At 42.6% G+C, this 24,354-nt stretch carries 29 protein-coding genes; 13 read left to right on the top strand and 16 right to left on the bottom strand.

Going from position 1 to position 24,354, the window contains the following annotated elements:
- Window positions 1-6: 6 nt before the first annotated feature.
- Window positions 7-486 carry a DsrE/DsrF/DrsH-like family protein gene (locus tag CSV70_RS14500; protein ID WP_085132423.1) on the bottom strand — a complete coding sequence of 160 codons (480 nt, stop codon included), beginning with the start codon at window positions 484-486 and terminating at the stop codon, window positions 7-9.
- 90 nt (window positions 487-576) lie between these two features.
- Window positions 577-840, bottom strand: a complete 264-nt coding sequence (locus CSV70_RS14495) for a metal-sensitive transcriptional regulator (protein ID WP_085132422.1) — start codon at window positions 838-840, stop codon at window positions 577-579.
- Between the two features lie 287 nt (window positions 841-1,127).
- Between CSV70_RS14495 and CSV70_RS14490 the strand changes: the two genes are divergently transcribed.
- Window positions 1,128-1,349, top strand: coding sequence for a DUF2187 family protein (locus CSV70_RS14490; protein WP_029053955.1), 222 nt, complete (start codon window positions 1,128-1,130; stop codon window positions 1,347-1,349).
- A 147-nt stretch (window positions 1,350-1,496) separates the two neighbouring features.
- The gene (locus CSV70_RS14485; protein ID WP_158232427.1) at window positions 1,497-2,147 is read left to right on the top strand and encodes a LysR substrate-binding domain-containing protein; all 651 of its coding nucleotides are present in this window, start codon (window positions 1,497-1,499) and stop codon (window positions 2,145-2,147) included.
- Window positions 2,148-2,166: 19 nt separating this feature from the next.
- Here CSV70_RS14485 and CSV70_RS14480 read toward each other — a convergent pair whose 3' ends face one another.
- Window positions 2,167-2,472: an EamA family transporter gene (locus tag CSV70_RS14480; RefSeq protein WP_232319135.1), complete on the bottom strand. Its 306-nt coding sequence runs from the start codon at window positions 2,470-2,472 to the stop codon at window positions 2,167-2,169.
- 72 nt (window positions 2,473-2,544) lie between these two features.
- Window positions 2,545-3,462, bottom strand: coding sequence for a LysR family transcriptional regulator (locus tag CSV70_RS14475; RefSeq protein ID WP_085132420.1), 918 nt, complete (start codon window positions 3,460-3,462; stop codon window positions 2,545-2,547).
- Window positions 3,463-3,575: 113 nt separating this feature from the next.
- Between CSV70_RS14475 and hutG the strand changes: the two genes are divergently transcribed.
- From hutG to CSV70_RS14455, 4 genes are all read left to right on the top strand, one after another.
- Window positions 3,576-4,535 carry a formimidoylglutamase gene (gene hutG / locus CSV70_RS14470; protein ID WP_085132419.1) on the top strand — a complete coding sequence of 320 codons (960 nt, stop codon included), beginning with the start codon at window positions 3,576-3,578 and terminating at the stop codon, window positions 4,533-4,535.
- A complete protein-coding gene (gltS, locus tag CSV70_RS14465) occupies window positions 4,532-5,722 on the top strand; it encodes a sodium/glutamate symporter (protein WP_085132418.1) in 1,191 nt (396 codons plus the stop codon). The genes hutG and gltS overlap by 4 nt, the downstream gene beginning before the upstream one ends.
- A 275-nt stretch (window positions 5,723-5,997) precedes the next feature.
- Window positions 5,998-7,224 carry a peptidase T gene (pepT, locus tag CSV70_RS14460; protein ID WP_099627691.1) on the top strand — a complete coding sequence of 409 codons (1,227 nt, stop codon included), beginning with the start codon at window positions 5,998-6,000 and terminating at the stop codon, window positions 7,222-7,224.
- A gap of 4 nt (window positions 7,225-7,228) precedes the next feature.
- Entirely contained in the window at window positions 7,229-8,182 is a 954-nt protein-coding gene (locus CSV70_RS14455; RefSeq protein WP_099661142.1) for a DMT family transporter, read from the top strand.
- A 48-nt stretch (window positions 8,183-8,230) separates the two neighbouring features.
- Here CSV70_RS14455 and CSV70_RS14450 read toward each other — a convergent pair whose 3' ends face one another.
- From CSV70_RS14450 to CSV70_RS14435, 4 genes are all read right to left on the bottom strand, one after another.
- Entirely contained in the window at window positions 8,231-9,124 is an 894-nt protein-coding gene (locus CSV70_RS14450) for a DMT family transporter (RefSeq protein WP_099661141.1), read from the bottom strand.
- A gap of 269 nt (window positions 9,125-9,393) precedes the next feature.
- Complete coding sequence (locus CSV70_RS14445) at window positions 9,394-10,419, bottom strand: ABC transporter substrate-binding protein (protein ID WP_198166121.1); 1,026 nt, start codon at window positions 10,417-10,419, stop codon at window positions 9,394-9,396.
- A gap of 77 nt (window positions 10,420-10,496) precedes the next feature.
- Window positions 10,497-11,276 carry an ABC transporter ATP-binding protein gene (locus CSV70_RS14440; protein ID WP_085132414.1) on the bottom strand — a complete coding sequence of 260 codons (780 nt, stop codon included), beginning with the start codon at window positions 11,274-11,276 and terminating at the stop codon, window positions 10,497-10,499.
- Between the two features lie 5 nt (window positions 11,277-11,281).
- The gene (locus CSV70_RS14435; protein ID WP_099661140.1) at window positions 11,282-12,100 is read right to left on the bottom strand and encodes an ABC transporter permease; all 819 of its coding nucleotides are present in this window, start codon (window positions 12,098-12,100) and stop codon (window positions 11,282-11,284) included.
- 107 nt (window positions 12,101-12,207) lie between these two features.
- On the opposite strand from CSV70_RS14435, the gene CSV70_RS14430 reads away from it, so the two are divergent.
- A complete protein-coding gene (locus tag CSV70_RS14430; RefSeq protein WP_099661139.1) occupies window positions 12,208-12,915 on the top strand; it encodes a hypothetical protein in 708 nt (235 codons plus the stop codon).
- Between the two features lie 37 nt (window positions 12,916-12,952).
- Here the strand turns inward: CSV70_RS14430 and CSV70_RS14425 are convergent, their stop codons facing one another.
- Window positions 12,953-13,231, bottom strand: a complete 279-nt coding sequence (locus tag CSV70_RS14425) for a hypothetical protein (RefSeq protein WP_085132411.1) — start codon at window positions 13,229-13,231, stop codon at window positions 12,953-12,955.
- Between the two features lie 100 nt (window positions 13,232-13,331).
- Window positions 13,332-14,411 (bottom strand): AI-2E family transporter, encoded by a 1,080-nt coding sequence (locus CSV70_RS14420; protein ID WP_085132410.1) that lies wholly within the window; start codon window positions 14,409-14,411, stop codon window positions 13,332-13,334.
- A gap of 255 nt (window positions 14,412-14,666) precedes the next feature.
- Between CSV70_RS14420 and CSV70_RS14415 the strand changes: the two genes are divergently transcribed.
- A complete protein-coding gene (locus tag CSV70_RS14415; RefSeq protein ID WP_099661138.1) occupies window positions 14,667-16,316 on the top strand; it encodes an SLC13 family permease in 1,650 nt (549 codons plus the stop codon).
- Window positions 16,317-16,360: 44 nt separating this feature from the next.
- Here CSV70_RS14415 and CSV70_RS14410 read toward each other — a convergent pair whose 3' ends face one another.
- The gene (locus CSV70_RS14410; protein ID WP_085132408.1) at window positions 16,361-17,560 is read right to left on the bottom strand and encodes an MFS transporter; all 1,200 of its coding nucleotides are present in this window, start codon (window positions 17,558-17,560) and stop codon (window positions 16,361-16,363) included.
- A 145-nt stretch (window positions 17,561-17,705) separates the two neighbouring features.
- Between CSV70_RS14410 and CSV70_RS16810 the strand changes: the two genes are divergently transcribed.
- Window positions 17,706-17,828: a hypothetical protein gene (locus tag CSV70_RS16810; RefSeq protein ID WP_255397532.1), complete on the top strand. Its 123-nt coding sequence runs from the start codon at window positions 17,706-17,708 to the stop codon at window positions 17,826-17,828.
- A gap of 225 nt (window positions 17,829-18,053) precedes the next feature.
- On the top strand, window positions 18,054-18,263 hold the full coding sequence (locus CSV70_RS14405; protein WP_085132407.1) for a CsbD family protein: 210 nt from the start codon (window positions 18,054-18,056) through the stop codon (window positions 18,261-18,263).
- A gap of 96 nt (window positions 18,264-18,359) precedes the next feature.
- Here the strand turns inward: CSV70_RS14405 and CSV70_RS14400 are convergent, their stop codons facing one another.
- On the bottom strand, window positions 18,360-18,833 hold the full coding sequence (locus CSV70_RS14400) for a YflT domain-containing protein (protein ID WP_085132406.1): 474 nt from the start codon (window positions 18,831-18,833) through the stop codon (window positions 18,360-18,362).
- A gap of 163 nt (window positions 18,834-18,996) precedes the next feature.
- Between CSV70_RS14400 and CSV70_RS14395 the strand changes: the two genes are divergently transcribed.
- The 3 genes from CSV70_RS14395 to CSV70_RS14385 all read left to right on the top strand — a co-directional run bounded on the left by CSV70_RS14395 (window position 18,997) and on the right by CSV70_RS14385 (window position 20,619).
- Window positions 18,997-19,296, top strand: a complete 300-nt coding sequence (locus tag CSV70_RS14395; protein WP_085133610.1) for a DUF3243 domain-containing protein — start codon at window positions 18,997-18,999, stop codon at window positions 19,294-19,296.
- A 16-nt stretch (window positions 19,297-19,312) separates the two neighbouring features.
- Window positions 19,313-19,552, top strand: coding sequence for a hypothetical protein (locus tag CSV70_RS14390; protein ID WP_085132405.1), 240 nt, complete (start codon window positions 19,313-19,315; stop codon window positions 19,550-19,552).
- A gap of 161 nt (window positions 19,553-19,713) precedes the next feature.
- The gene (locus CSV70_RS14385; protein ID WP_099661137.1) at window positions 19,714-20,619 is read left to right on the top strand and encodes an EamA family transporter; all 906 of its coding nucleotides are present in this window, start codon (window positions 19,714-19,716) and stop codon (window positions 20,617-20,619) included.
- 243 nt (window positions 20,620-20,862) lie between these two features.
- Here CSV70_RS14385 and CSV70_RS14380 read toward each other — a convergent pair whose 3' ends face one another.
- The 4 genes from CSV70_RS14380 to CSV70_RS16845 form a co-directional block, all read right to left on the bottom strand.
- The gene (locus CSV70_RS14380; RefSeq protein WP_099627686.1) at window positions 20,863-21,423 is read right to left on the bottom strand and encodes a hypothetical protein; all 561 of its coding nucleotides are present in this window, start codon (window positions 21,421-21,423) and stop codon (window positions 20,863-20,865) included.
- Window positions 21,416-22,303: a hypothetical protein gene (locus CSV70_RS14375; protein WP_085132401.1), complete on the bottom strand. Its 888-nt coding sequence runs from the start codon at window positions 22,301-22,303 to the stop codon at window positions 21,416-21,418. The genes CSV70_RS14380 and CSV70_RS14375 overlap by 8 nt, the downstream gene beginning before the upstream one ends.
- 12 nt (window positions 22,304-22,315) lie before the next feature.
- Window positions 22,316-22,945, bottom strand: coding sequence for an alpha/beta hydrolase (locus CSV70_RS14370; protein WP_085132400.1), 630 nt, complete (start codon window positions 22,943-22,945; stop codon window positions 22,316-22,318).
- Window positions 22,946-23,034: 89 nt separating this feature from the next.
- Window positions 23,035-24,009: a c-type cytochrome gene (locus tag CSV70_RS16845; protein ID WP_085132399.1), complete on the bottom strand. Its 975-nt coding sequence runs from the start codon at window positions 24,007-24,009 to the stop codon at window positions 23,035-23,037.
- Window positions 24,010-24,354 lie beyond the last annotated feature (345 nt).

Raw genomic sequence — 24,354 nt, 5'->3', positions numbered from 1 at the left:
AAAAAATTAAATAAACAAGTTTACTTGACCATCTTGCGCTTCTCCTAAGTAAGCCGCTACACCGCCATATTCGACTTCTTTAAGAAGTTCTTCCTCACCAAGTCCCAGTAAATCCATCGTCATCGTACAAGCGATCAACTTCACATCTTGCTCCACTGCCATATCAATTAGTTGTGGTAATGTCATCGCGTTATGCTTTTTCATCACTTGCTTAATCATCTTCGGACCCATTCCTGCAAAGTTCATTTGTGATAATCCCATTTTATCTGCTCCACGTGGCATCATTTTCCCAAATGCCTTTTCAATAAAGCTTTTATTACTTTTAATAGGTTCATCTTTTCGCAATGCATTCAATCCCCAGAATGTATGAAAAATGGTTACCTCATGATCGTACGCAGCTGCGCCGTTCGCGATAATATAAGCTGCCATCGCCTTATCATAATCTCCACTAAATAATACAATCGTCGTTTTCTTTTGCTCCGTCATATTCTCATCCCTTTCTTTTGGAAAACCACTTTGTTAAATACCTATAGGGGTATATTATATGTTATAAAAAAAAGAGTCAAGCGATGTTGCTCATCGACTCTTTACTAGAAGATCCACTGCTTCTTTAATGATGGATTCATGCGTACGTTCATCTGCTTCATCTAAATTCTCCATGCAGGCAATCAAATTCGAACTCACGATTACACCAATTGTACGATCAATAGCAGAACGACTGGCTGATAATTGCGTAATGACTTCTTTACAATCCTTACCCTCTTCCATCATGCGCAAGACACCTTTGATTTGACCCTCTAGACGTTTTAACCGATTCTTGACTTTGTCATCGTACTCCATATCGTTCAACCTCCTTACTGTTAGCTTTATATTATACCCCCACAGGTATAATGTCAACCGATTGATTTGCACATATTTCGTACTATCCTATCTTTGGCGGCGGCACTAGTCAACTTCCAAACATGATTCTACGCAAAACTTGCTCATTCGACATAATTCTAGTATGATGATTAATTTCTCAAAATGTGTTATACTAGTTCTAGTAAGCTATTGTACGTACTTTTCGTCTAATTTTAATGACAAATTACGACAGACTAGATTCCACACTACTGAAGGAGTTGATTCGATTGGCATTTCCACGAAAAGATCGTCCAGTTTCTGATTTTGTAGCATCACGGTACGTAGACGAAGTTATATCTTTCAACCGTAATGAACATGAAGTTTCCGGAACTATACACAAGATTCTCGAAAACTCCGTCATTGTGAAGATTTCTGAAGAAGACGCAGAAAATATTGGAGCAGCTTCCAACATGACTGTCGTCGCACACAAAAATTACACAGTTCTATAATTGTATGTTCGATGCCTTGCAGATTATTGCAAGGCTATTTTTTCACACAAAATCAGCCCATTTACTAGATATCGTGGAACCTGTGGTGGATTTTAAATAACACCCGCAAGACGTTTACTATATAAACGCACATTGGAGATGATTGATTTGACAGATCGTAGAGAGGTAGATTCAATGCAAGCAACGGCACTAAAAGGAAACTTGCGCATTGCCGCTTCGCCGGTTATTTCGCAAGCTATTTTACCCGACGTCCTCACTCGCCTACATGCGAAGTATCCCGACATACGACTGGAACTGACGACTGCGCCATCTTCTGAAATTACGCAATTACTAAAAAGCCATAAAACCGACATCGGTTGCAGTGAACTAGACAATTTACCATCATCTAAAGCATTTATGCAAGATGAACTATTACTCTTTGCTTCCATTAAACATCCGTTAGCACATACAAAAAGCTCATCAATCCTTGATTTGCAAAATACACATTGGATCTTGCCTGACACGAAAGATCCTAGCCGTCCATTAATTGATCAATCGCTTAAACAATACGGCATACTAGTAAATCCCACTATCATAGACTCACCGGAAAGCATCAAACAAGCCGTTCTTAGTGGACTAGGCATCGCTATTTTGTCGCGCTTTAGTTGCAAACATGAACTTGCAAAAGGTGAACTAACCATACTCGATTATAAAGTGGCACCAATCAAACGTACTCTTTATACAGGAACCCATTCTAACACGAAGGAAGTACAAGCATTCCTCAGCGAACTCCAAGCCTATTGCCGTCTATGGCAATAGACGGCAATTCAACTCTCACTTACTGCGCCAGTGCACGAGGAATATCCCCAAAACTGATGAGCAATCCTCCTAAAATCAATGACATAGACAACTTCTCGTCTAACAGAATCCATCCTGACAAAGTCCCAAAGAACGGTGCTAGGAACAGAAACGCACTCGTTCTTTCGGGATTTCCTATCTGCAATGAACCGATTAGGACAAGCCACTTCCACTCTCCAACTGTTTTAGGATGGGTTTTTTTCATTACTTTCACAACTACCACCATGATGGCTCCTGCAATGGTAAAACGCCATGCTACTAGTAATACTGGTGAAGAATATTCCAATCCGATTTTCCAACAGCAAACGAAGACCCCATTAAAGCAGTCGTAATGACAACTAAAATGCCGAATAAACATTTATTCATCCAGTTCTCCTTCTTTCCACTTTACAGAGGAGTCACGTTGCATTTGCATATTGCTTACTAACATCTCAATAGCTGGTGGCATATATCGTTTTTTCAAATACGTGAGATAGACTGTACGTGTCAACGTCTTCGAATGTATTATTTTACTTACAATTGTAGGATCGGGTCCGTGTGCAAAATATTTTTGTGGAATCATTGAAATTCCGATATTCTCTCGTATTAGCTCCACAATCGTTTCAAAACGCTCTACTTCATAACATATATTCATTCGCACTCCTTCTTCGGCAAATGCAGCAAAAATGTCTTGACTAGTTTGCAATCCAACACTCGTAACAATGAATGCCTCATCTTCCAGATCGGCTAGCGTAATGGTATCCTTGCTTGCCAATCGATGTTCCGGATGCATGACAACCGCTAATTGCTCTTGATACAAAGGAATCGTAACGATATCCGGAGCCTTTATATATTGATTTGTCAAACAAACATGGACAGCGTACTGACGGAGCGCTCGCTCAACATCCCCACGGTCTAACACCTCAATTAACTTCACATGCATCGATGGAAACTCCTGGCGGTATGCATGTAATATGGAAGGAAGCCAGTTTTTCACTGATTCGATCACACCGATCTGTACACTTCCACTGCCTGTCCACTTCACTTCTTTAATTTCTTGCTGTAGAATATCTATCTCATGGAGAATCTTCAATGCACGCTCATAAACCACATTACCCGATTCTGTCAGTTGGACACGTTTGGTCGTACGTTCAAGTAACTGAAATCCTACTTCACATTCCAAGTTCTTGATCGCTTTACTGAGCGAAGGTTGTGAAAGATGAAGTTTTTTGGCAGCTTCTGAAAAACTAGACTGTTGCACCACCATCACAAAATACTGCAATCGCTTCAATTCCATTCATTTCACCTCCACTTATAACCTTTATGCATGAATATATGAACAACATGTATTAGAATTAATAAGTACAAACCATTATAGTAAGAATATCACGTTGGAAAGGATGAAGTATATTGTTAATACAATCAAATGAAAAATACTGGTCCGGTCGTACAGATAGTGAGACCGACAGAGCTGCATTTCGAATGCACCAAATCATCCAATTTCCCGAATCAATGGAAAACTATACTGATAAGACTTGTACCCTGATTGGATTTTCTTGCGAAGAAGGTGTACGTCGAAATAACGGCAGACTTGGTGCTGCAGAAGGACCGAATGCACTACGAAGTGAACTGGCAAAACTACCTTGGCGCTTGCCAGCAGACTGTCAGCTAATCGATTTAGGTACCATAGTATGTAAAGATGGCCAGTTAGAATTAGCGCAAGCTGAATTAGGAGCAGCCGTTCAAAACAGCCTTCAAAATCATGCCGCTCCTGTCATTTTAGGCGGTGGACACGAAACCGCTTTTGGTCATTATACAGGAGTTCGCAACTTCCTTGGTCCTAACGCAAGAATTGGTGTCATAAATATTGACGCACACTTTGACCTCCGTAGCTACGAAGATCAACCATCTTCAGGCACAATGTTCAAGCAAATGCTTGACTCGGATCCAAATGTCGACTATCTCGTGCTAGGTATACAGGAGTTCGGCAACACAGAAGCATTATTTGCAGAAGCCGATGCAAAAAACGTGACATATGTCACAGAACAAGAGATTACGACAAGTCCTTTAGACGATACTTTACAAAAAGTACAGTTATTCATTGAAAAACAGGACGCTATTTTGTTAACATTATGCTCGGATGTCCTGAATTCCGCGTTTGCTCCAGGTGTAAGTGCGCCGTCCCCCTTCGGTTTGGACCCGTTGATTGTACGCTCTTTCATTCAAACTGTTGCATCGCATAAGAAAACCCTTTCATTCGACATCTCCGAAATAAATCCGTCACTTGATCATCATAATCAAACGGTTAAGCTGGGGGCCTATCTTACAAATGAAGCAATCTTTGCATTGCTGGGAGGTCGAATCACATAAATATTGAGCTAAACCAAATTACCACGCTATTTCTAGCGTTAGCGCTCCTGACACTGGGTACGATGTTAGTCCGTAAAATCGGCTTTCTTCAGAAGTTCTGTATCCCCGCCCCTGTTGTCGGTGGTTTGCTATTCGCATTATTAGCGACTATTTTAAAGTACTTCGATTTACTGAGTTTCACGTTGGATACATCACTGCAAAATTTATTTATGCTGACATTTTTCACCACAGTGGGTCTTGGCGCTAGTTTTCGTCTAATCCGTCTTGGCGGAAAATTATTGATGATTTACTGGGCAGCTTGTGGCTTCTTAGCCCTTGCCCAAAATGTCATAGGTGTCTCCATGTCCTATATATTTGGTCTGCATCCGTTGATCGGTATGATGGCTGGCGCTGTCTCCATGGAAGGCGGGCACGGCGGTGCTACTGCTTACGGGGAAACATTAGAAAGTCTTGGGATTGATTCAGCACTATCCATCGGTATCGCAGCGGCTACTTTTGGACTCGTAGCAGGTGGACTAGTCGGTGGTCCAATCGTTAAATACTTGATCAATAAGCATGATTTAAAATCTACGGAAGTCGAGCATAAAGAAGCATACTCCGTGGAATCATTGGAAAAACCAATCAATACCGATAACTTCATGACACAAACTTTACTGATTACACTTTGTATTGCTGGCGGTACACTGATAGGAGATCTTTTCTCAAACGCTACTGGCTTCGTAATGCCTGGCTACGTGGGCGCAATGTTCGTCGCGGTTATCGTACGAAACATTGTAGACCGCGTGAAAGAAGATGCGATTCATATGACGAGCATCAATTTGATCGGCGACGTATCACTCGGTATTTTCCTATCGATGGCATTAATGAGCATCAAACTGTGGGAAATCGCGGATTTGGCGCTTCCGTTGTTGCTAATTGTCTTTGTACAAGTGATCTTCGTCACGTTGTTTGCAATCTTCGTCTTGTTCCGTATACTCGGTAAGGATTATGACGCAGCAGTGATGATTGCTGGTTTCGCAGGCCATAGTCTGGGTGCGACGCCAAACGCGATGGCGAACATGGCAGCCGTCACAGGACGCTATGGCCCGTCACGTAAAGCCTTCCTGATCGTCCCTATCGTAGGCGCCTTCCTCATAGACGTCGTCTCGATGCCGATCATCATTACGACGATTAATATATTTGCTTGATTATCGTAAGCCAAATGCTTAAAATATGAAAGCCAATTAGGGTGTGCGTGGGGATTGAAGCTCCAGTTGGGGGACGCTTTCCGGGGGAGCTAGCGACCTGGTTGGCTCACCGCGGGCCCTCAGGAACGCGTTCCCTCCGTAGCGCCAATCCCAACCCCTACACCATTTCCAAGAACCGAACTCTCGGTTCTTTTTTTTATTCGTTTTAAGCGAAATATTCACATAGCTCTGTTAAAATGAAAACATTAATCTGTATCTTGAGAGGAGCTTGCTACATGAAAGAAGAACTGATTGAACGACTCATCCGCTACGCTAAAATCGACACTCAATCCGACGCCGCTTCGGACACTACACCTTCTACCGCAAAACAATGGGACCTGCTGCGAGTGCTTGAAAAAGAAATGGCCGACATCGGTCTAAAAGAAATTTCTGTGGACGAAAACGGCTACCTTTTTGGCACACTACCCGCTAACACCGACAAACAACTACCAACAGTCGGATTTCTGGCTCATATCGACACAGCGCCTGACTATACAGGTACGAACGTCAAACCACAACGCATTGACAGCTATGATGGTAAAGACATTTCTTTGAATGAATCAACGGTCATGAGCGTACAGGCATTTCCTGAGCTTACCAACTACGTAGGCCACACGCTGATCACGACGGACGGCACGACTTTACTAGGGGCTGACGATAAGGCCGGTATCGCAGAAATCATGACCGCCATGCACTATTTAGTTAAACATCCCGAAATCAAACACGGTAAAGTACGCGTTGGGTTCACACCTGACGAAGAAATCGGACGCGGGCCGCATAAATTTGACGTAGAACGTTTTGGTGCAGAGTTTGCCTATACTATGGACGGCGGACCGCTTGGAGAACTTCAGTATGAAAGCTTCAATGCTGCAGGCGCAGAAGTACTATTTCACGGCGCGAATGTACACCCAGGCACAGCAAAAGATAAAATGATCAATTCATTATTAATCGCAGCAGAATTTCAGCGAGCTATGCCGCAACACGAAATACCTCAGGAAACGGAACAGTATGAAGGTTTCATTCACTTGATGGATGCGCATGGTTCTGTAGAAAAAACGACGTATCAATATATCATACGCGATTTCAACCGCGATGCTTTTGAAGCGCGTAAACAACTAGTACGAGATACCGCCGCTCGCCTTCAGGAGAAATATGGAGAACATTCCGTGGAGCTTACGGTAACAGATCAGTACTTCAATATGGGGGAAAAAATTGCACCTGTCATGGAAATTGTCGACGTAATGGCGGACGTCTATCGTAGTCTCGATATCGAACCGAAAATCGAACCGATTCGTGGGGGTACGGATGGTTCTCAACTTTCCTATATGGGCATGCCAACGCCAAACATCTTCACAGGCGGCGAAAATTACCACGGCAAATACGAATTTATCTCGGCAGATAATATGGTGAAAGCTACACACGTTATCATTGAAGCGCTGAAACTTCAAGAACAGCGCGGTTAAGCATATGAAAGCAATGTGGATCGGCGTTTTATCTGCGCTCTTTTTTGCGGTGACTTTTGTGCTGAATCGCTCTATGGAACTCGACGGTGGTAGTTGGATGTGGAGTGCCTCACTACGCTACTTCTTCATGGTTCCGTTTCTTGTCGTGATTGTGGCGATGCGCAATGGATTGGATGGCATCAAACGGGAAATGACTGCTGCACCATGGCCTTTTTTTATTTGGAGTTTCGTGGCATTTGTTATGTTCTACGGTCCTCTAACGTTTTCAGCCGGCTATAGTCCAGGATGGCTTGTTGCAGGAACATGGCAAATGACGATTGTGGCTGGTGTTTTGCTAGCCCCTTTCTTCACGTTCCAAACGAAGACGGAAACTGGCGAAATCAAGACAATCCACCATCATATACCTGCAACATCATTGGTAATTTCGTTGGTCATCTTAGTAGGCGTCCTGCTAATCCAGATTCCGCATGCTAGTAGCGTATCGACTAAAACCATTTTACTCGGTACGTTACCACTCATCATTGCAGCATTCGCCTATCCACTTGGTAATCGGAAGATGATGAACTTGGTCGGCGGCCGGCTCGATATGTTCCAGCGTGTACTCGCGATGACACTAATGACAATACCGATTTGGCTGCTCCTCGCTCTCTATGCTTGGGCGACAGTCGGCTTGCCCTCTACGAGCCAAGTCGTGCAGTCATTAATTGTTTCGGTCAGTTCAGGTGTGATCGCCACTTCACTATTCTTCATGGCGACGGATCTAGTACAACATGATCAAGGGAAACTGGCAGCTGTCGAAGCTACACAGTCCGTCGAATTAATTTTCGCCATGCTTGGCGAGATGCTATTGCTGAGCTTGCCAGTACCGAGTGCTCTTTCATTAATTGGCATGCTGGTGATTATCGGAGGCATGTCGTTGCATAGTTATCAAACTTCATTGGCAGCAAAGAAAACATAGAAAAAGGTTGTTTCAAAGTCAGTTGAAGACTTGAAAGACAACCCTTTTTCAAATTTCATGCTCTTTAACTTGCCGCGGAATGCGTTTTTTCAATAATGGCGGTCTAACTTCTGACAATAAAATCGCGATGAAGATAATGGATGCACCTAGGAACATGCGGAACGTTAACAGTTCATAGGCGAGGGCAACAGAGAAAATCATGCCCCAAACTGATTCTGTCGATAAAATAATGGCCGCTTTCGTTTCTGATAAGTGTTTCTGTCCAACTGTTTGCATTAAGAATGCCAACGTCGTAGAAAATACAGCTAAGTACAACACTGAACTTACACCCTTTGGCTCCATGGAGAATGACGTCTCGCCCATTCCGATAACAGTCACCGAGCTGATCCCTGCGGCGACAACCATTTGTAATAGCGTTAGCAAAATGGCGTCTTCTGTGCGGACAAAGCGCGCCGTGTATAAAATATGAAACGCGAACATCACGGCACAACCAAGTGTCAACACATCGCCAATGTTAATAGTGGTAGACCACTGCAACGATAAAACCGCCACTCCAATTAGCGCCAGTACTGCACCAAACCATTCAAATGTATCGAGTTTCCGCTTATACAAAATGAACGCGATCAACGGGACCATCACTACATTTACACCGGTTAAAAATGCATTCTTTGAAGGTGTCGTAAACTGCAAACCTACCGTCTGCAAAGCAAATGCTCCATACAGAAAAACACCAAGCAATGCGCCTTTCCATAAAACCGACTTATCCACCCGAAGTAGACGTTTATGGAAGACGATACTAAGTAGTAAAGCCCCAATGATAAAACGCACAGCTAAAATTTGATACGGTGTGTAATATTCCAAAGCGAGCGCGCTCATCACAAAACCGCTCCCCCAGATAATAGCAGTGAACGTCAACCCGATCTCACCTATGTATTTCCTCATTCATTTCACCATACTCCCAATAGTCTGTCATATTATTTTAGCATGTTTTTCTGTCTAATTGTAGATGAATTTACATCAAATACCGTCTTTTCCGGTAAAAGCAAAACGTCAGGAAAGCATGTTTGCTGTGTAATTAAATTAGCACCCATAATAGATGGATGCACTAGCAGATGACACTTTCCGAGACGCCAATCCCCCTCTCTACAGCAAAAAGGAGCCATCAACAGAAGTCACAAACGTCATGACTTCTAGGACAGCTCCACCAATTATCAATCTTCGTACAACCCAATTTCTTTAATCGCACGCTCAACAAGCGACGGATCTACAGACTTATCGAAATCGATTTCACCACGAATCGCTCCATTCGCCTTATACATCTCATACTGTTTCTTAATATCGTCGATAAACATCTTGCCGTTTGGATCGAGTCCTGTCACGAACACTCTCTCCCATAACTCAGGATCTTTCAACGCCGTATGTTTCACCATAATGTCTATAATCTCTTCTTTACCATGATCTTTAAAGAATGCGTCGTTATAGTCACGCACTCCTTTTAAATAGGCCGCCATGAAGCGTAGCGACAGTTCTTCATTGGCCATGAACTGAGGCGAAGCCAATACCATGGCGATTTGTGATTCAGGCGCATAATCCGTGGCGTCTCCAAAGCGAACGTGAAAACCTTTACTGATACCCTGCGCAATAAGCGGTTCAATATTTAATGCTGCATCAATCGTTCCTGAATCAATGGCCCCAAGCATTGCACCGAAGTCTGCGATGTGCACATACTCTACATCATCTTCCGTCAAACCTGCATGCTTTAACATCTCTTCATAGATATAGCCATCAATAGAGTTACGAGACGATACTGCGATTTTCTTTCCTTTGAAGTCACTGTATTCCTTGATTTCATCGACCATATGATTACCGATGACGAAACTGAAGTAGGACTTACCGGGCATATTATGACCTTTATCCGCAATGATCCGTACATCAATGCCTTGGGCGATCGCATTAAAGAATGATGCAGTGGAGACGCCACCCGCGATATCGACTTCCCCAGCGGCTAGTGCGGGCAACATGTCATCACTATTTGCAAAATCCGCAAAATCTACACGGATATTATAATCGTCAAAATACCCTTTTTCTTTCGCAATATAGAAGCCAGCTCCAGAAGCCGCGCCATCTTCCGCTATAAATACTTTCGCCTGCTTCTCAAGTGGAGCCAAATCACCCGATGCTGGCTTGTCGTCATTCGTTACAGGCTTCGTAACTTCTTTCGGAGAACATGCCCCCATGATCAATACGAACGATAATAAGCTGAACAAACCCGCCTTCTTCACCCATTTCCCCACATCATCTCTCCTTTTATCACTTATTCTCTCGATTTCAGTACTTCCTCTTGCAAATGATGCCATATCTCGATGAATTTTGTTGCCATTTCCGGATCTTTCCGAACATCCTCCATCTTTCTCGGCCTTGGCATATCAATAATGATTTCTTCAATGATTTTCCCCGGTTGAGCTCCCATCAACAGAATGCGATCACTGAGCAACAACGCTTCATCAATACTATGTGTAATGAACAATACGGTCTTCTTCGTCTCTGCCCAAATACTCAATAACTCTTCCTGCAAAATAAAGCGGTTCTGTTCATCGAGTGCACCAAACGGTTCATCCATCAGTAAAATCTCGGGATCATTCGCAAAAGCTCTCGCTATACTCACGCGTTGCTTCATACCGCCTGACAATTCCTTTGGATACAGCGAAGCGAACCGTTCCAACCCTGTCTTCTTCAAATAAAAGTCCGTTCGTTCATTAATGAATGCTTTCGGCAAATTACGCATCTTCAACCCGAAGGCTACATTTTCACGTACTGTCAGCCATGGAATGACACCACGTTCTTGGAATACCATCGATTGCAACGGACGATCATTCGTCTCAGTCGCAATCGTAAAGTTGCCGACACTTGGCTGTTCAAGTCCAGCCAAGATACGTAACAGCGTCGTCTTGCCACAACCGCTCGGCCCAACGAGACAAACAAATTCACCTTCAGCTACCGTCAGAGAAATATCTTCAAGTGCAATGACACTGCCCTGTTTCTTATAAAAAGCTTTCATTAGTCCATCCACCGTAATCTTTGGCTCCCCCTCCATTTCCTTCACCTCCATGGCAATAATTTATTTTGAAGCGCACGCAGTATAAGCGAGAATAAGTAACCGAAAAAGGAAATGAGAATTAATCCCACATACATTTCAGGTAATAAGAAGGCCTTATAGGACGTCCATATCAAATAACCGATACCGGAAGTCGCCCCCATCATCTCTGCCGCCACAATCGTCAATAACGCAATCGCCTGCCCCATCTGGATTCCTTCAAGCATGACAGGAAGTGCTCCGGGAAGAGCGATTTTAAAGAAGAAATTCCACTGACTCGTTTGATAGTTACTAGCAACATCCAAATAAATCTTATCGATATTCAACACACCCGCCGCCGTATTAATGACAACCGGGAAAAATACACTTCCTGCTATCGTCACAACCTTCGACAAATCTCCAATTCCGAATAAAATAATGATGATTGGCAATAATGCCAACGTCGGAATTGGCATAAGAGCCATGACAATCGGTTGAACAAAATGCCGGATTGGAGAATATAATCCCATCAATAAACCGACAATGATGCCTGGAATGACACCTGCTAAAAATCCGATGAAAATCCGATACAATGAGACGCCAACATGTTTCGCCATCACGCCGCTCACAACCATGTCATAAAAGGTTTGCACAATCGTACTGGGCGGCGGGAAAAAGCGAATATCCAAGATACCCGTTCTCGACATCACTTCCCATAGCACCAGCAGGAACAACGGTGACACAATCGTCAGCAATCGCTTGCCACGTTCTTTGCGCTGCCGCAAATTCCATTCCCTTTGTTCCACCTCAAATGATTCATTGCGAGCCAATACTTGAGTCTCCACTCTTCACCACCTCTTCACTGCCTATAGTATGTAAAGGCCTAGTAAACTGGTTGGGCTGGCGTCACGTTCGGGTTGTTTCCGTAAAGTAGTTTGATTATACTGAAGCTATGACTATACTTACACCAGACCAAATCAGAGAATTGAATAGTTACAGTGTCTACTTGGAACCGCCAGTACATCCAGTCTTCACGCTAGCCGATGTACTGGACCCTTCAAAAGTACAAACTATCGTCCAAGTCGCCCAAACTGTCAGCCAAAGTCCAAATGAAGTCGTTGCAGCTTCGTTTTTCGTACGTCGCCTCGGCATGTTTTTCGCCATGCAGCTCTATAATTTGGCTGTGTATGATGAAATGTGGAACGGATCAGCAGAAGACTTGCAGTTCGGTGCACGACAAGAGTTCGGCAATAAAACGATCAGCACATTTATAGATAGCGCAGACTGGGAAATGATTGATGACGAAGACCGAGAAGCGCATATTAGACGTGTACTAGATGATGCACATTCGGTGATTACGTCGCTACGCACGGCTGTCCCGGTATCTCCCCTTACTTTATGGGAAAACATTTTCGGCTTCTGGTTATGGCAATATCATGTACTACTGTCAGACCCAGGATCGGAAATGGAAGCAAGCGAAGATTTAAGCATACTAAAAGACGACACCACATGGACAGGCATCGCCGATCACTCACGTTTCGCCAGCTATTTAAACGGTTCACAACCATCTGCTTTATTAAATACCACCGTTCGAAAGACATGTTGTTTCTCAAAAGATGTACCTGGATTAATGCGCTGTGGATTTTGCCCAATACCTTAAAAAAACAGGCTTTCGCTCACTATGCGAAGGCCTGCTTTTAACGTTTACGATATGCATGGAAGGATTGTTTAGTCGAATAGATAATCCCCATAGCCGCACCACTATAAAAAATCCCCATAAAAATTCCGGCAGACAAATTTTTGGGATGGCTGATGAATATAGATATCGCAAGCGCAACGACTGTAGCAACTGTCGAAAGCCAACTAAGCGACACTTTAAAAATCCACTTGACGATCAATACCACGACTAGGACAACCGGAACACCCCAAATCGCATCCCAAACATTGGTTTGAATAACGGGAAATTCCGTCAGCATATGCCAACACCCTTTCTTTTATCGTAGAATGTACTGTTTTACTTTTTTTATCCCCATAAAAAAACCTCCCAGTCCAAAGACTAGGAGGCTGATTCTATCGCTATATATTCTTCGTAGCCGCTTCACTAATTTCTTGTCGCATTTCATAGATGTTCTGCACAATTACTTTACCAACTGCATAAGCAGGTACAGCTACTAGAATACCAAGGAATCCTGCAAGACTTCCCGCCACTAATAATACTGTAATGATCGTTAGAGGATGAATATCAAGTGATTTCCCCATAACGTTCGGCGTAATGAGATTACTATCGATTTGCTGCGCGACTAACGTAACCACTCCGACCCAAATAACTAATTTAGGTTCCTGTAAATACGCAATGATTAAGGCTGGAGCTACCGCAATCCACGGTCCAATAAACGGAATGATATTCATGAATAAAGCGAGAATTGCTAGTAACAAGGCATACTCCAATCCGATGATTGAATAACCAATCAAAATAATCGCTGCCAAAATAGCACTAATTAATAATTGTCCTTGAATATAAGAACGTAAGACCTGATCAATATCTTCCAATGTCTTCTTTATCCATATACGTCGCTTTCCGGAAAATAGATTGTATACTCTCGGAGCAAATTTTTCATGATCCTTCAACATAAATAAGAAGAAGAACGGTACAAGTAACAATAACGCTACCGCTTGGACGAAGGATTGTACAAATTGTACGAACCATTTGCCGAATGTTACCGCAAAAGTTTGGATTGACTCAACTGCTGAATTCAGAGAATCCTGCAAACCTTCAGGTAAATTGTCCATTTGATTAATTGCTTTATCTTTTAGCTGCTCAATCTGATGAGTGAGAGCGGGCCCGTTGTCCACGAGATTATTCACTTGTTTCGTGACCATCGGACCAATTATTGCGATTAAAATCCAAATAACCGCTACGAGTATGAGCATAATCGTTATGATACTTCCCCATCTCGGCATTTTTTTCTTTTCCAAATAGTGCTGGATAGGTACCGTTATGTAATAAAGCAGGCCACCGAAGATTAATGGCATGATAATAGTCTGTAAAATGATACCCACCGGTCTAAAAATATAATTTACTTCTAAAAAGAATTTCGTGATCAACAATGCCAGTAATATACCAACACCTACCTGAAACCACACCTTTTTCGTCAAATGCTCACTTCCCCTCTATTTTAACTTACATAGTTAACTTTATTATACGCGGTTGAATCCCCTGTGTCGAAATTTTTAAATACCCCTTGCTGTATAATAACCATCGATTTATACACTGTATTGTAACAATAATTATCTAATTATGCGAAAAAGTCTTAAATCCTCTTGTTCTAGTTGTATTTAATAGGTAAAATGATTGTGTCTTTGAAGATTTCAACTCTTCAAGAAATACAACGTAGAAATGAAGGGATCTTAATGTTACAACAGACTTGGAATCGTCTTTGGTCGTTACACGATCAAGTTAAAGATGTCTTCCGCTTTTTTGCTGCGCCCGCTTCTTCTGAAATGGCAACAGGCGGACAGGGTGGAAAAAAGATTGGCGTGAATCATGAAGGTGGAGGTAGGGACTCCCGCAGTTATTCAGCTACACAGCTCATTGGATTGGTGCTTGGGCCATTACTCTTTTCCCTTATTTTACTGTTTTTCAAACCTACAGACTTATCCGCAGCGGGTATCGCTATTTTAGCCAGTACTGTATGGATTGCGGTTTGGTGGATTACGGAAGCCATTCCGATTCCAGTTGCGTCCTTGCTACCGCTCATACTGTTTCCAATGACAGGCGGCTTGGAAATGAAAGACACCGCTTCTTCCTATGGAGATGAAACGATTTTCTTATTTATGGGTGGATTTATGATCGCACTCGCGCTTGAGAAGTGGAATTTACATCGACGAATTGCACTGACAATCATCTCTGCAATCGGAACAAACATGGACAAAATCGTTCTCGGTTTCATGGTAGCTACCGGATTTTTATCTATGTGGATTTCTAACACTGCCACAGCAATGATGATGGTGCCAATCGGTTTGGCGATCATTACACAAGTAACAATCGCATTAAAGGACGATCCGACTATCGATACATCAAAAGAAAACTTTGGATTCGGTAAAGCATTGATGCTTGGTATTGCTTACTCTGCTTCATTAGGCGGGATTGCGACATTGATCGGTACGCCTCCGAATACACTGCTTGCTGGTGCCATCAATAAAATCTATGGCATCGAGTTATCCTTTGGTAAATGGATGTTGTTCGGCGTACCTTTTGCTTGGGTATTCATCTTACTGACTTGGTGGTACCTAGTGAAGATCGTCTACAAATCACCAGTCAAAACATTACCTGGCGGACGCGAAGTCATTGATAAGGAAAAGAAGTTGCTTGGACGTCCATCAATTGAAGAAATTATGGTCTTCATCGTCTTTGCTCTTGCTGCTTTTTCATGGATTACGCGCTCATTCTTCCTATCGAGATTTATTGACGGCTTAAGTGACGGTGTCATCGCTATTACGTTTGCAATGATTTTGTTCATCATTCCGTCTGTAAATAAAAAAGGTGATCACTTACTGGATTGGAATACGGCAGTGAAATTACCTTGGGGTATCTTACTTCTCTTCGGTGGTGGACTGGCTATCGCAGCTGGCTTTGTCAGTAGCGGTCTGTCCGAATGGATCGGTGCTCAACTGATTGGGTTGAAAGGTGTTCCGCTCATTGTCATCATTTTGATTGTTACGACACTGGTTATTTTCTTGACAGAAATCACATCGAATACAGCAACAGCTTCTATGATGTATCCAATCATGGCTTCGTTGGCACTTGCACTTAATTTCCATCCGTATGCATTGATGATTGCAGCAGGTGTAGCAGCATCTTGTGCATTTATGCTACCGGTTGCCACCCCACCGAACGCAGTCGTTTTCGGATCAGGTTATCTACGAATTCCTGACATGGCGAAAGCTGGCTTCGCGCTCAATATAGTTGGGGTCTTGCTCGTGACACTTTGTATCTACTTCCTGCTTCCAATATTATGGGGCATCGATTTGCATACAGTACCAGATGTATTTAAAAACTAAAATAAACCAGATGCCGGGGTTCATCCCAAGCATCTGGTTTTTATTTACTGCACTTTACTCAACACTCTGCGTCGCAATCGAATCAATAGTACATAGACAACTGGCACAACTGCTGAAAACATAGCGAGACCCGTCCACCCTGCAAACTGCCAAAGCGGTGTTACTAGCGTACTTCCTGCCGCCATACCAATATAATAAGAAACCAGGTACAGGCTTGATGCACTCCCCTTATGATGCGTTGCTTCTTTACTGACAGATGCCGCAGTTAAAGAATGCGCAGAGAAAAAACCAAGACAGATAATGCAATAACCAATAATAATCAACGGTAATATAGTTGGAATGGTTAGAAGACAGCCAACCGCTAGCAGGAGTACACCTATAAATCGAACAGAATTCATACCTGCTTTACTGGCAATAGAGCCAGCGAGCGGTGCGCCGATAATTCCAAATGCATACGCGAAGTAGATATAAGAAACTTCATCAAGCGTCATCGAAAACGGTGAAGCTGTCAAATGGAATGGTAGAAATGTCCACATGCCGGTAAAGCTCAGCTGCAATGCGATACCAAGTCCAAAGACAATTAACAACGCCGGATTCTTTAAATGTATACCGAAACCTTCCATGTCTTTCTTCATTGACTCCACACTCGGCGTGAAGTAATTGGATTTTGGTAACACGAATAGTAAGAAGATAAATACCGCCACGCCTGCGACTGTTAGCAGTTGAAGAGACAGTTCCCATGACCAACGTTCTGCTAAATAGCCCGTGACAAAACGACCAAGCATGCCACCTGTGCCGTTGAATGAAATATACAGAGCTGTCGCCACACCCACTACACGCTCATTAATCTCTTCATTGATATAAGCAAGTGCGGCAGCCAATACTCCTGCCATCGCAAATCCCTGTATAAAACGCAATACAAGGATGACCGTAAATGAATGCGTCAAAAACATCGGTATAAATAAAAGCGCCGTTACTAATACTGAGACTTTTACAAAAGCGGATCTACCTAGCCTGTCGGAGTAAAACCCAAGAATCACCAAACCGAAGATTAGACCTATTGTATTAACAGACATAGCTAAACTGGCAGTGGACACGGAGACATTGAATTGCTTTGTTAAAATAGGTAGCAAAGGCTGCATAGCATACATCGCGGCAAAAATTAGCACTGAAGCAATACCCAGCCCGATGACAATACGCCAAAATCGAAGCTCGCGAAGCGTTGATTTAGCTTGTAAATTCATGATGACACTTCCAGTCCTTGAAATATGAATAATGAAATTATATCACTACACTAAAAGTTTAACAGAAAATTGTAGAATACAAATTGAAATCCATTGTATATTCTTGCTACAAAGAGCCATCCTACCATTTGGAGGTGTTAGACAAATGAACAAAATGGCGATGACAGCTGTCGGACTAGGTGCACTTTATCTCATGCGAAATAAGCAGTCACGGGAAAAGCTTATGGAGCAAATTAGTAACCTTTCAGGAATGAACAGTAATCCGTAATGCCAGACATTTGTATACACCCGAAAAGCCGGAGCCCTCAGAAGGTTTCCGGCTTTTCATTTTCTTTAAAATTCATCCGGAGGTCTACTATCGATACTCAGTGTCTTATGGAGAATTTTATAGTGGGCACAATACATTATGTAATTATTCCGACCATTTATTGAATGTTTTCCCTTTTAAAAAGTGGGTATTTAATATAATAACAAACGAAATGGAGGAGATAGTATGAGTAACAAAGATCACGGTACAGAAGATAAATTAAAAGGTTTTGGCAACAAAGTCAAAGGTAGTGTAAAAGATACCGTAGGTGATTTAACGGACAACACTAAAATGCAAGCTGAAGGTAAATGGGACAAAGCAAAAGGTGCTACACAAGAAAAGATCGGTAAAGCAAAAGAACGCTTTAGTGATGATGAATCACATCCTGAAAAATAATACATGTACTAACAAGTCTGCTGCTCAATCAGCGGACTTGTTTTCTATACAATATAAAAAGAAGGATCTTCCATTACAATGGGAGATCCTTCTTTTTTACAACTGATTTGTACCTATTCGTGGACTATTTGGAATAGGATTACCTACTTCTCCATTCGGATTACTATCCAGATTTTCACCACTGTCTGTTTGCTGATGGGCACTATCATGTGGATCTACAGATTGCGCTCGTTCTTCATCTGTCAGTTGATCAACAAATAAAGCGATCCCACCTTCTTTTAAATCATTATAGAATGTTTTGGATTCTAATTTTGTAAAACCCATTTTAATGAAAATCGTTAACATCTCATCTTTACTGTTGAACAAACGGCGCGTATGATCCCAAACCGATCCTTCCTGAATACCGATTATTTCAATTTCAGGATCACTTTCCAGTACTTTTAGGTCATCTCGCACATTGGAGACTACACAAATGTGATGTTTTTTAAATCCTTTTGCTTCTAGTTCAGTTATTTTATAACGAACGTTATCTACGGAATGAAATGTGCCCTCATATTGTTTATTAGCCATTATTGCACCTCCCTATCACTAACACTATGCTATACTTCTACCCATTGAAGACCACTTTCACACATAATTCGAAATACTTTACATATATCTTCCTGTGCATAGTTCTCCACTTCTTGTACACGCTAGTTGTATCACAATGAAAAGGAGTGGTTGATTGGTGGAAATGAAAAAAAAGCTGGAGTCTGAAGTTTCAAACATGGGTAAGGACAAGAAAGATCAGATTTTGCAGAACTTCAATCATTTTAAAGGGTATCTAGCCGATAAGGTAGAAAAAGGTGAAAGCCTTGGAATGAGTGATGAACAATTGGCGAAAACCACAAAGTTTATTGCCGATTATTTATCACGTCATGAAGAACCGCGAAACCGTGAGCAATATTTATTACAAGAACTGTGGGATTCAGGCACTAAAGAAGAGCAACACTCTTTGGCACATATGCTTCTAAAAATGGTTCGCCAAGCATAATAGGAGGCGATAAGACGTGGCGTCAAGGAAAAATCCAAGCCCTAACTATCATCCGAATACCTATCGTCTGATTCAGACACATCCTGAAAATCTACAGACTAACACAGTTAGTTTGTTCGATTTGCATGAAGATATGCAAACGGTCGATTCCATCTCTTTACCCGATCAGCGAAAAGCGCTTATGAAAGAAAAAATCAACCACTCCCCTCGTTTTAGTGGTGGCAGCTTGTCGAATGACTACGGCGCTCCCCACTGATTCACCGTTAAAAGCTGTACAGTGAAAATTCCACTGTACAGCTTTTCCTCGTTTATTTGCAGTACTTGTTGCTATTTCCCGGGAAATACAGTGAGTATAGTGCAGTCTGAAAACTTATTTTCATGCTATACTATGATCCGATGGAAATGGAGGTTATGCGGATGAAAATGTGGATGTATCCGCTGCTCGTTGTACTTGGAGCTGCAAGTTATGGAATTTTATCAACGATTATTAAATTAGCAATTCAAGATGGCTTCACCGCTTCGGAAGCAGTGACGAGCCAATATTATACCGGATTTCTTTTAGCGCTTATTATTTTCATCTTAGTCAAACGTGGTTTACCGACTTTCCGTGGAAGTTTCCCAGTATTAATTGCTGGTTTATTCACAGCGATTACCGGGACGGTGTACGGGAAAGCAGTTGAATATATGCCCGCTTCATTGGCGGTCGTATTACTCTTTCAATTCACTTGGATCGGAATGCTCTATGAATGTGTAGGGGCCAAGCGTTTGCCCAAACGTTCGGAAGTGGTATCACTTGTCTTTCTATTTGGCGGAACGATTTTAGCTGCCGGATTAATCGACGTTGATCTAAGCGAAATCCCATGGCAGGGATGGGCATGGGGACTTGCCGCGGCGTTTAGTTTCGCTGCGTTCGTTACAGCAAATCAGAAGCCCGTACCAGGTATGGACGTAGTGACGCGGTTGTTCTTAATGTCGTTTTATGCCGCGATTGTCATTACATTTTTCCAATCCCCAGAGATTTTATGGAACGGGATGTTAGGTGATGGTTTGTGGATTTATGGTTCCATTTTAGGTGTGTTCGGAATTGTCCTTCCTATTTTCTTGTTTTCTGTCGGAGTGCCAAAAGTCGGCGCGGGCATGTCTTCTATTTTGAGTGCTGTTGAGTTGCCTGTGGCGATTATAGCTTCGATGTTGTTGCTTGGCGAAAAGTTAACGGCATTGCAGTTTCTTGGCATTTTTCTAGTACTGTTCGGGATGACGTGGCCGGCTATATTGCAACGGTTTGCGGTGAAGAGGCGACTACAGTTACGACGGGTGAAGTAAACGGTAAGGCGACGGTGATTGTCGTTCCGAGCTGATGCGTTTGGAAGAAACCGAAACAAAACCAAAAAAACGCATGAAGGATCATTCTTCTCCTTCATGCATTTTTTTGACTACGTATTTATAAAAGTAACTTTTGTGATACAGAAGTGTACCGGAGCGGAAAAAGGCCGACTCCTGCGGGATCTAGCGCGAATGTTGAGACCTTACAAGAGCGCCAGCGCAGGGGAGCGGACTATTTTCTAGTTATGTCCCAGCCTCGTTGGTTTTATATTCTGCCCAATTCTCTCTACGCAATGAAGCGATGAGGAACAGTAACAAGACGTCCATCGCAACCAATGCAAAACTGATAATAATGAAGAAAGTTGAAAATGCATGGTCTCCAAAATTTAGCGAGAATGCTGTCATGAGCATCATCATAAAGTGAATGCTCATGTACCAGATATAAGCCGTGTGTATGCGGTTACGCAACTGTGCTTGGCCAGGTTCTTGAATAATCGATTTCCACGTACCAAATAAGTAGTAGACGACGATTGTTTTCCAAATGAATAAAATTCCCGCATATATGGTCCAGCCCATATCACTGACTTCAGAAAGATTGACGAAAACCCCCGGTACCGAAATCAGCATCCCAATGAATGCGGTGATTTCCACTTTTTTGGCTACCCGATAACGTTGAGTTAGTAGTCGCGCACCTGAATAAATCAAATAGTAACCAATTGGTGCTGCCAGTATATCAATCCCTATTTGCAATCGGAAGAAAACGAAGAGATAGCCCCAAAAGAATAACTTAAATGCTTTATTCATGAGCTTTTACCTCCGTTCGATCCTCGATGACTTGCCGGATAGACTCTTTCGTCATATATGGATAATAGTGGAGATGACCAACCCGAGTAACGAACGATTCACCCGCTTCGGTCGTACCGTTCAAATCAATCTTTACGTCTAATACGGCATGCAATGCAGGATCCGCATAACTTTTCACATTCAACCAGGCCCCTGCGGCTAATTGCAGAGGTAAATTCATCTCACGTAGATCAATGCCTTTTGCATGATTCCACTCATCGCTTTCCAATACAGGCCTTAGTTGCTCTGTTTCGACACCATTTGCGCTATGCAATTTTATAAGAAATTGATCTTGTAAGGCATCATCGAATACTGTGTCGACCGATTCAATCGTCAGTGCCTCTTTTGCGTTCAGCCGGGTTTCCGAATATTCTCCTACCGAACCCGATTTGAATGAGAGCGGGTCCCACTGTTCTTTTTGATATTGAAACACAATCTGACCTATTGAATAAGTAGCTACTTCGTTTCCAGAAAAGTGGACAACCATATTATCGAATTTTACTGTTTCACCAGAGGTCACGAATGCTTCCGGATCGAACTGGATATTCACTCTTTTTAATGAATATCTGCCAAATTGCTCTACTACCTCTACTCCCTCATTCTCACCAAAACGATCCGGAATTCCCCGAATATTGCCTAGCTCCACGAACTGTATAAAAGACGTATCATCTTTATTCGTAATAAAATAAAACGGTATATACTGTTCATTTTTCAAGTTTAAATCAAGATAATGATTCAAGAATACAGGACGCTCAAGCTTGTGCTTCTCTGCGTAAATATAATTAGCCACCCAAATCAATACGACCGTCAACATAATTGCCCAAAATGGTTTGATCTTCAACCGATCAACTCCTTATAGCGACCGAATAAACGCCGCCAAGTCTTGTTGATTCTCTGGTGTTACACCATGTCCGTCATTATATGTTTTAAACGTAACGTCTGCACCAAGCGACTCGAAATACTCCTTGCTTTCCACTCCAGATTGGGATGGAATTACATAGTCATAGTCTCCATGGGAAATGAATACCTGTTGATTTTCCACAGATTGTATTGCGTATTCACTCTTGACGAAATCAGGTACATACCCGCTAAGCGCCACTACTCCATGCAGTGAAGGGATCAACGTTACACCCAGCGCCTGTGCAAGTACGGCTCCCTGACTGAAACCGACGACCGTCAAACGGTCAGGATCTAGATCGTACTCCTGAATAGCTTCACGAATGAATGATTGGATATAGACGAGCACTTTATCGAATACTTCACGAACCGGCTTTCCTTCCTCTTCAATCGTGAAAAATGCATAGCCTGGCTCATGAACGATAGGTCCTCTCAAACTGAAAATATGATGTGTATCTGTAAAATCTTTGACTAGTTGTGGTAGATCTTCTTCATGACTCCCCATTCCATGAAGTAAAAATAGTGCAGGTTGTTTTTCTCCTGACTTCACTGGCTTTGTATGTGTAAATGTAAATGGTGATTTCATAGTCATTCTCCCCTTTTCTCTTCTTTATGCCACTAGTTTACCACAGAAAAAAGCGCCTGCCACTTTATGTGACAGACGTGTTGAACAGCTTATTTCTTTTCTGGCTGAGCTAATACTTCATTCCAGTTGATAGTTCCATCTTTGATTTGATCACGACGTTCTTTCGTTATGATATCGTTCGGACGACCTCCGTCCGGCCAGTCTTTGTCATGATTTTTCCATTCAGGACGATCTTTTGATAGGATGTACGCCGCCAAGTCACTAGCTTCTTGATCAGTGAGTGTACTTTCTTGACCAACAGGCATGTTGTTCTGGATGTACCCCGCCATTTTCGTCATACGTGCAATTCCTGCTCCATCGTTAAATGATCCTTCACCCCAAAGTTTAGGACCCGTGTTAGAACCGATCCCTTCACCGTTCTCACCGTGACATGCGATACAAGATTGCTGATACACTTCTTCACCGTTTTCTACGTTCGGTGTCGGTAAATCATCCAGAGAGTTCTTATGGCGCCAATCTAATTCGGCGCCTACTGGAATTCCTTCGGAGATATACGTCATGTATGCGACCATTGCATCTAAGTCTTCATCATCAGCAGCAAATTTTTGCCCGTCCATACTTCTTACCATACAGCCGTTAATACGTTCTTCTAGTGTAACCATTTGACCCGATCGTCCGATGTACATCGGATAAACTGCAGACATTCCGACCATGGATGAAACACCTTCGTCTGTTCCTGCACCTGCATGACAACTTGTACAAGACAATTCATTCACTCGTGCAAGTCCGTCTTCTACTGTTGCCGCCTCAGAACGTAATACGTTAGACGTATCATCGAATAAATCGAAGCCGCGTTTAATTGCTTCCCCTTCTTTCCCCTCTGGAATGTCATCCATTGAAGGCGGGTTGTGCTGAATCCCAGCAACCTCTTCAGTCGGCGCTGCTACTTCCGGCGTTTCTGATGCCTGGTCTTTATTAACACGCAGTTGGTTGCCCATAAATGCTATGACGACCAAACAAACTATGACGATAAAGCCTAGGGCTAGTCCCGTTGCTCTTTTCATGTCCGCTCCTCCTTTCCATAATTTTCTATATACCCTATTCAACCTATCACACATCTTTATGTCAGTCTATCCATTTTATGACTGATACCTAGTGTCATTTAACTTTACAGCTTATTGTATAAGCAAATCTAAAACCCAAATACTTTGTGACAAAAAGAAAACGAGGTTGGGACAGAACAGAAAAACGTAAGGGGAATGAGTCCTTTACGTTTTTTTCTGTTCTATCAGCAAATATTTTTTAGAGTATCAGAATGTACCGGAACGGAGAAAGGCCGACTCCTGAGGGATCAGCGTGCGTCTTGAGACCCTGGACGTAGCAAAGCGAAGGAAGCGGCTCAAGCCACG

The sequence above is a fragment of the Sporosarcina sp. P25 genome, from assembly GCF_002743235.1.
Taxonomy (GTDB): Bacteria; Bacillota; Bacilli; order Bacillales_A; family Planococcaceae; genus Sporosarcina; species Sporosarcina ureae_B.
Note: the sequence above shows the minus strand (reverse complement) of the source record. Positions and strands in the feature narration are given on the sequence as shown.